At 63.7% G+C, this 6,674-nt stretch carries 4 protein-coding genes and 3 pseudogenes; 3 read left to right on the top strand and 4 right to left on the bottom strand.

Translation table 11 applies throughout. From position 1 onward, the window contains the following. Window positions 1-614, top strand: a 614-nt coding sequence (locus tag JSE7799_RS02155; RefSeq protein ID WP_055662139.1) for an IS6 family transposase, incomplete at its 5' end; no start/stop codon positions are given. A gap of 310 nt (window positions 615-924) precedes the next feature. On the opposite strand, the gene JSE7799_RS02150 is transcribed toward JSE7799_RS02155, so the two are convergent. Continuing rightward, on the bottom strand, window positions 925-2,004 hold the full coding sequence (locus tag JSE7799_RS02150) for an endonuclease/exonuclease/phosphatase family protein (protein WP_055662138.1): 1,080 nt from the start codon (window positions 2,002-2,004) through the stop codon (window positions 925-927). A gap of 388 nt (window positions 2,005-2,392) precedes the next feature. Between JSE7799_RS02150 and JSE7799_RS02145 the strand changes: the two genes are divergently transcribed. Then, window positions 2,393-3,097, top strand: a complete 705-nt coding sequence (locus JSE7799_RS02145; protein WP_055662137.1) for an IS6 family transposase — start codon at window positions 2,393-2,395, stop codon at window positions 3,095-3,097. Window positions 3,098-3,150: 53 nt separating this feature from the next. Here JSE7799_RS02145 and JSE7799_RS19410 read toward each other — a convergent pair. Further along, window positions 3,151-3,612 (bottom strand): annotated as a pseudogene (locus tag JSE7799_RS19410) (transposase); the annotation flags it as partial. Between the two features lie 102 nt (window positions 3,613-3,714). Here JSE7799_RS19410 and JSE7799_RS02135 point away from each other — a divergent pair. Then, a pseudogene (locus tag JSE7799_RS02135) lies at window positions 3,715-3,885 on the top strand (IS5/IS1182 family transposase); the annotation flags it as partial. A gap of 467 nt (window positions 3,886-4,352) precedes the next feature. Here JSE7799_RS02135 and JSE7799_RS02130 read toward each other — a convergent pair. Continuing rightward, window positions 4,353-4,730, bottom strand: a pseudogene (locus JSE7799_RS02130) (transposase family protein); the annotation flags it as partial. 78 nt (window positions 4,731-4,808) lie between these two features. Beyond that, on the bottom strand, window positions 4,809-6,452 hold the full coding sequence (locus JSE7799_RS02125) for an IS1634 family transposase (protein ID WP_055662135.1): 1,644 nt from the start codon (window positions 6,450-6,452) through the stop codon (window positions 4,809-4,811). Window positions 6,453-6,674: the final 222 nt, after the last annotated feature.

The following is a 6,674-nucleotide window of genomic DNA, read 5'->3' as shown; positions in this document are numbered from 1 at the left end:
TGCGGAACGCCGGGGTGTGGCTGCACGAGGGGGGGGTCGACGTCAGCCACGAGACGGTGCGCTTCTGGTGGCATCGCTTCGGGCCGCTACTCGCCGGTGAGATCCGGAAGCGACGCATCGAGGGCCTGAAATCGAGCCGCTGGCGCTGGCACCTCGACGAGATGTTCGTGAAGATCAACGGCGAGCAGCACTACCTCTGGCGGGCGGTCGATCATGAGGGCGAAGTGCTGGAAAGCTTCGTCACGAAGACGCGGGACAAGAAGGCTGCGCTGAAATTCCTCAGAAAAGCAATGAAGAAGCACGGCCGAGCAGATGTCCTCGTGACGGACAAGCTTCGCTCCTACGGTGCGGCTCTGAAGGACCTCGGCATGGCGGACCGGCAGGAGACCGGTCGGTGGCTGAACAACCGCGCGGAGAATTCGCACCTGCCGTTCCGACGACGCGAGAGGGCCATGCAGCGCTTCCGGCGGATGCGAAGTCTGCAGAAGTTCGCCGCCGTCCACGCCTCCGTCTCGAACCACTTCATCCAGGAACGCAGCCTCTCCAGCCGAGACATCTTCAAGACCAACCGCACCGCCGCTCTCGCCGAGCGGCGCGGTCTTTGCGCAGGATAATGGCCAGGCCCCCTGCCCTTCCTGAGACTGGTTCGTATTAGTCTGCCAGCACCCATCGGACCTCGAACTCGGTGCGGGAAGCGGCCATCGGGCGGTACTGCGTGATGCCCGCATCATGCACTCCGAAACGGAAGTCCGACCGGGCGCGAGCCCAGAGCTCGACCGACGGCCAAGTCGGAAGGATCGCTGCCGCCCATCGCAAGGGCACGACCGTTACCCGGTTAGGCGATCAGCGGCCAGCTGCGACGGCGCTGCCGCCGACGGCCGTCAGGTGCGAGCCTCACCCTATGCATCCCTCGACCAGCGACCGCTATTCGTTCATCCTGCGGGCCGCGGCGATCGATCTTTCCGCCTCCTCGAGGTCGCCCGCCTCGAGCGGCGGGGCGTTCTGCCGGTCGGCGAGATCGGGCGCGAGACACAGCCCCGCGAGAACGGGGGCATGGTCCGAGCCGAAGGATGGCAGCACCAGCCACTTCGAAAGGGCGAAACGGTCCTCGAACAAGACCTGGTCGAGCGGCCAGGACATTAGCCAGCTTTGCACGTCGTAGGTCGGATAGAGCCCGCGCCCCACCCTCGGATCGAGCAGTTCACCGATCCGCATCGCTCGGCGCAGGGTCCGCTCCCATGGGACCGCGTTCAGGTCGCCGGCAACGACGGTCGGCGCCTCGCTGGCGCGCGCCTCCAGGGCGGCCGTCAGCAGATGCGCGTCGCGCATGGTCGTCGGCTGGCTCCAGTAGAGCGGCGGACGCGGGTGCACGGCCACGACCTGCACCGGAGCCCCACCGGGCAGCGCGATGTCCGCAAGGATGGTCGGCGTGTCGTTTCCGAAGTAGAAAATCGTCTCGGAGCCGATCAGCGGATGGCGCGATAGCAGGTGCATACCGAAGGCGCCGGTATCCTCGCCCTCGGGCACGAACTGCGCCTTGTAGGGAAAGCGGCCGTCCATCTCGGTCAGCGCCGCGTCCCACCACGGGTCCGTCTCGAGCACGACGAAGACGTCCGGGTCGACCTTCTCCACCATCCTGAACAGCGCCTCCGAGGTCTCGTTGCTCTGCTGCACGTTGGCCACCATCAAGTCGAGCCGGTCGCCCTCGGCGCAGACGGGCTCGGCCTCGGCCATCGGCGCGACGAGCGTCGTATAGGGATGGAGCTTGTAGGCGTGATAGCCGAGCGCGGCTAGGCCGAGCACCACGGCGACGAGGCCCCATGCCCGCCTCGCACCGCCGGTGGCGATCAGCAGGGCCGTGAGGACCAGCAGCGCGACCGCGAACTGCACGCGGGGAAAGTCGAGGTAGCGCACCCACCAGACGTTCGTCTCGACCAGCGGCAGGAACGAGGCCGCGACGGCGACGAACAACGTCAGTCCTACGAGGAACCGGGCCGCCCTCACTGCGACCTGCCTCCTGTCACGCTCATCCCTGCATCTTCGGTCAAAGTCTTCGCTCCTGTCGCGAGGTCTCACGCGCCGCTTCAGCCCTGGCGGCGACGGGTTCGATCGGCCTGGGGTGAAATATCATCTACGGCGGTGTGCCGAACCGACTGGCCTGATCCAGAAACGCCGTGCGGGGTGGTCTGTTCCGCGATCGGTTGTCCCGAGCGGTCGTCGAGACCGGTGCAACTGCAAGGCTCCCCGGCAGCAGGTCGGCGATCTTGGGGGAGGGTTAAGGGAAGGAGCATTTGGCCGAGCGTCCGTTTCGAATCACACCGGGAACCGAGGGGAGGGTCTTGTCAGAAGAACTTCGCTTGAGGCGGAGCGGGCGGCTGGCTAGGCTCCCCGCGTGACCAAGCGCAGCCCCTTCAAGTACTTCAAGACCAGTTCCGAGATCATCCGGCTGGCGGTGATGATGTATGTCCGCTTCCCGCTGTCGCTGCGGAACGTCGAAGATCTGCTGCACGAGCGCGGCGTCGACGTCAGCCACGAGACGGTGCGCTTCTGGTGGCACCGCTTTGGCCCGATGTTCGCGGGCGAGATCCGCAAGCGTCGGATCGAGGGCCTGCAATCGAGCCGATGGCGCTGGCACCTCGACGAGATGTTCGTGAAGATCAACGGCGAGCAGCACTACCTCTGGCGGGCGGTCGACCATGAGGGCGAGGTGCTGGAAAGCTTCGTCACGAAGACGCGGGACAAGAAGGCCGCGCTGAAATTCCTCAAAAAAGCAATGAAGAAGCACGGCCGAGCGGAGACCCTCGTGACGGACAAGCTTCGCTCCTACGGCGCGGCCCTGAAGGACCTCGGCATGGCGGACCGGCAGGAGACAAGTCGGTGGCTGAACAACCGCGCGGAGAATTCGCACCTGCCGTTCCGACGACGCGAGAGGGCCATGCAGCGCTTCCGGCGAATGCGAAGTCTGCAGAAGTTCGCCGCCGTCCACGCCTCCGTCTCGAACCACTTCAACCAGGAACGCAGCCTCTCCAGCCGAGACATCTTCAAGACCAACCGCACCGCCGCTCTCGCCGAGTGGCGCGGTCTTTGCGCAAGATAATAGTCAGGCCCCCTGCCCTTCCTGAGACTGGTCCGTATTAGTCTGCCAGCACCCTTCAGACGCGTGATGGTCGAGGACGACAGCCCCTCGGCATCAGGTCCGAGGAGCGCCGCCAGTGCCTCGCTGAAGTCGCCCGTCGAGATGCCCTTCAGGTACAGCCAAGGTAGCAACTCCTCGACCGACTTCGCCTTGCGCAAATACGGCGGTACCAGCGCCGAGCGGAACTTGATCTTGCTCCCATCTTCATTGCGGCCGCGATCGCGCACGCGCGGGACCTGCACAGGAATGGTCCCGATCCCGGTCATCATCTCGCGCTCGGGCAGAAAACCATGGCGCACAAGACGCTGGCGGCCCTCCTCGTCCAGAAGATGCGCATGCTCGGCGAGGAAGGCGGATACCTCCGCCTGAACCGCCGTTCGCAGAAGCTCCTTGGCCCCAGCGTGGATTACCTCGGTCAACGGATCCGCAGAAAATTCCGATGGCAGTTCGAACGGGACAACGGTAGATTTGGCCACGGTGGCATATCCTTTCTCTTTTGAGACTGACGGCGCGTGAACACCGCCATGATATGCCGCCTACTTCAGGCCATCACCAACTTTCGGACATAACTCGCGGGCGTCGACCGGACGCTCTACGCGCTGCGCAACCTCGTGGAGCGCTGCTTCGGCCGCCTCAAGAACGCCCGCCGCGTCGTCACCCGCTACGACAAGACCGTCGCCAGCGTCCTCGGCTTCGTCGACGTCGCCTGCATCCGCTTATGGACACGGCGTTTTGTCAACACAGCCTAGTACAGATATAAAAGTTTCCGTTTGTCGGCCCCGTTGTCCAAAGCACCTGCCCGGGACATTGCCAGATGACCGACGGAACGGCTGCGATATATCCCCGGAATTCCCTGGCCCGGGAACAAATTTCAAACAGTTCTCCTCCTAAACGTCCTACTGCATGAGTCGGGCACTCTGATGGTCCGGCTCGACTAAAGGTTGACTCAGAGCTACGCCGTTGGGCAGTAAGTCAATATGGATGCGTGCCGACGGTCAAAGACACGTCGGAAACCGACCATGCCATTTCAATCTTGAACCGGCCAGCTTCAGGAACAGTTTGGATTTCTGTTGCGAATTAACACCGCATGTAGAAACCACTAGAGAATTCGATACACTGCGGCTGCCCGCGCAACAATTAGACAATCTAAAGTTCGCCAACATGCCTGGTTGACCTCCTCTAGCGACACGCCATCTGCTAAATCCGGAGGAATCTACTAAAGTCCTTTTTTGTCGAGCTTCGAAGTCAACTGTTGCCGGGTCCTGTTGACAGAACGTTGTGTCCAGAGGCGGATGCAGGCGACGTCGACGAAGCCGAGGAAGCTTTCGATGGTCTTGTCGTAGCGGGTGGCGACGCGGCGGCTGTTCTTGAGCCGCCTGACGCAGCGCTCGACCAGGTTGCGCAGCGCGTAGAAGGTCTTGTTCACGCCCGCGCGGGCCTTGCGGTTGCGGCGCATGGGGATGACGGGGATCGCGGGCCTCGGCCCAGTCGCGGATGCGGTCCGCGTCGTAGCCCTTGTCGGCAAGCAGTTCGCCCGGCGCGGGCAAGGCATCGTCCTTGACGAGTCAAAGCCTCTGTCGTCCGAGGTCTGCCCCCCCAAGTTCGACAGTTAATCGCGTAAGGTGTTGTTATTGCTAACGCGGAGCAGGCGTTTGTGTGACTACGCGAGGCGTCAGGTCGGTTTAGTCAGGCTTAGGGCGTCAAAGAGGTCGAGTTGCTCCGGAGTGGTCTTGCTGGTTCCATGGAATGATCTCTCGCCGATATGGGCGGTGTGTTTCTGGATGCGCGCGAGCAGATCGAGAGCAGTGCGTGGGCTCGCGCTGTGGCCGTGAGTCTTCAGGCGCATCCGCATCACGCGGTAGAGCACGAGGGCGAGAAAGCAGATCATCGCGTGTGCCCGGATGCGCTCTGGCAGGCGGTGATGAACCGGCGCGATCTCGATGTCGGATTTCAGGACACGGAAGCCACGCTCGATGTCGGCGAGGGCCTTGTAGCGCGCAATGGCCTCGGCAGGCGCAATGTCGGGGGCATTGGTGAGGACTGCCAGCTTGCCGTCGAAGAGTTCGGCATTCCGGATCGCCGCCTCGTCAATGGTATGGCTGAACCTGTCCGAGTGCAGATCGGGCTTGATGAAGCGGGTCAGCTCTGCGTCGGCCACGGTGCGGGCGAACCTGCTATAGGCACCGCGATCGGAGGCGCGGCGTCCGCGGGCCGTCTGCCCCTCGTCCTGGGCATCGAGTTTGCCCACCATCCGCTCCGCCATCGCCTCCAGCTCGCCGATGCGGGCCCGACGCTTGTGGGATTGGTCTTCGGCCCGCAAGGGATCATGCGCCACAATGAGCCGGTGACCGGCGAAGGTGGCTTCTGCGACGCCCTCGTGGAAGGCGAGGTTCTGGAAGGTCTCGACCAGGTCGACATGGCGACGGGCCGGCACTGCCAGGATGAACTCCAGCGTGCGCTCCGACCGTTCAGCGACCGAGGTCAGTTCGGCGATGTTGTCGAGGCTGAGCAGGCCGCGGTCGGCCACCAGCACCACCCGCTGGATCGGGAAGCGCGCGAGCACCTTCTCCAGCATCCCTTGCAAGGTCTTCGTCTCGGCGACGTTGCCGGGGTGGACCGTATGCAAGAGCGGCAATCCTTCTGCGGTCTGGACCACGCCGAGGACGAACTGCCGGGCGATGCCGCCGCGTTCCTTGTTCATGCCGAAGGCGCGCAGATCGTCGGCAACCTCCCCCTCGCCGTGAATGCGCACAGTGGTCAGGTCGTAGAACACGATCGAAAGGTCTCGATCGACCAAGGGGCGGAATTGGCGGCTCAGCGCGGCCTCGACGGGATCAAGGTTGTCCATCAAGGCGTCCATGGCGCGCAGGAGCTGCTGGTGTGTCGGGGTCTGCGGCATCCCGGGCATCGCGACCGTCTCCAGCCACCGCAGGCATCCCAGCTTCGACTCCGGCGCGCAAAGCCGGTTGAACACCATCGCCCGGATCAGCGCCTCGGCATCGAAGCCGCGCCGGGATGAGCGCAGGGCCTGCTGCAAGGCTTTGTCGATCCCCAGGTCGCACCAGAGCTCGTGAAGGGCGAAGACGTCGCCATACGTGCGGCCGGGCTCCTGGATGACCTCCGAGGCGGTATTCTCAGCGCGGCCAACGGCCCGGTTCAGGCCGTTGATCAAAGGATCGAGCGTCGAAGGGGTAAGCTTGTCGAGCCGCCCAAGGTTCGCGACCACGCGGACGCGGGACTGCCCGCGGTCATTGCGGTAGGCCTCGACGAGTTGGAGATACTGGCGGCCGCCGGTCTTCGTGATGCGCGTATACATTNTGTAGCGATGATACCTGAGCCGAAGCCCCAGAGGAAATGGGTAATACGNCCGCATCGTGTGACTACACCGGCCATCCATATCGACCTCGGGGCGTCCACTAAATTATTGAAACTACGTCATCGGCCAAAGCAGATGATCATGAAACCGCCCCTGAAGTGTCGAACTTGGGTGCCCCGAGAGGAAATCAGCAGATGCAGCGGGCCCTTGGGCCCGGCGAGA

It is taken from the genome of Jannaschia seosinensis (assembly GCF_001408515.1).
Classification (GTDB): Bacteria; Pseudomonadota; Alphaproteobacteria; order Rhodobacterales; family Rhodobacteraceae; genus Jannaschia; species Jannaschia seosinensis.
Note: the sequence above shows the minus strand (reverse complement) of the source record. Positions and strands in the feature narration are given on the sequence as shown.

Excerpts from the sequence above, each read along its gene's own strand:
- JSE7799_RS02125 (WP_055662135.1), bottom strand. The coding sequence starts at position 6,452 with ATGTATACGCGCATCACGAAGACCGGCGGCCGCCAGTATCTCCAACTC.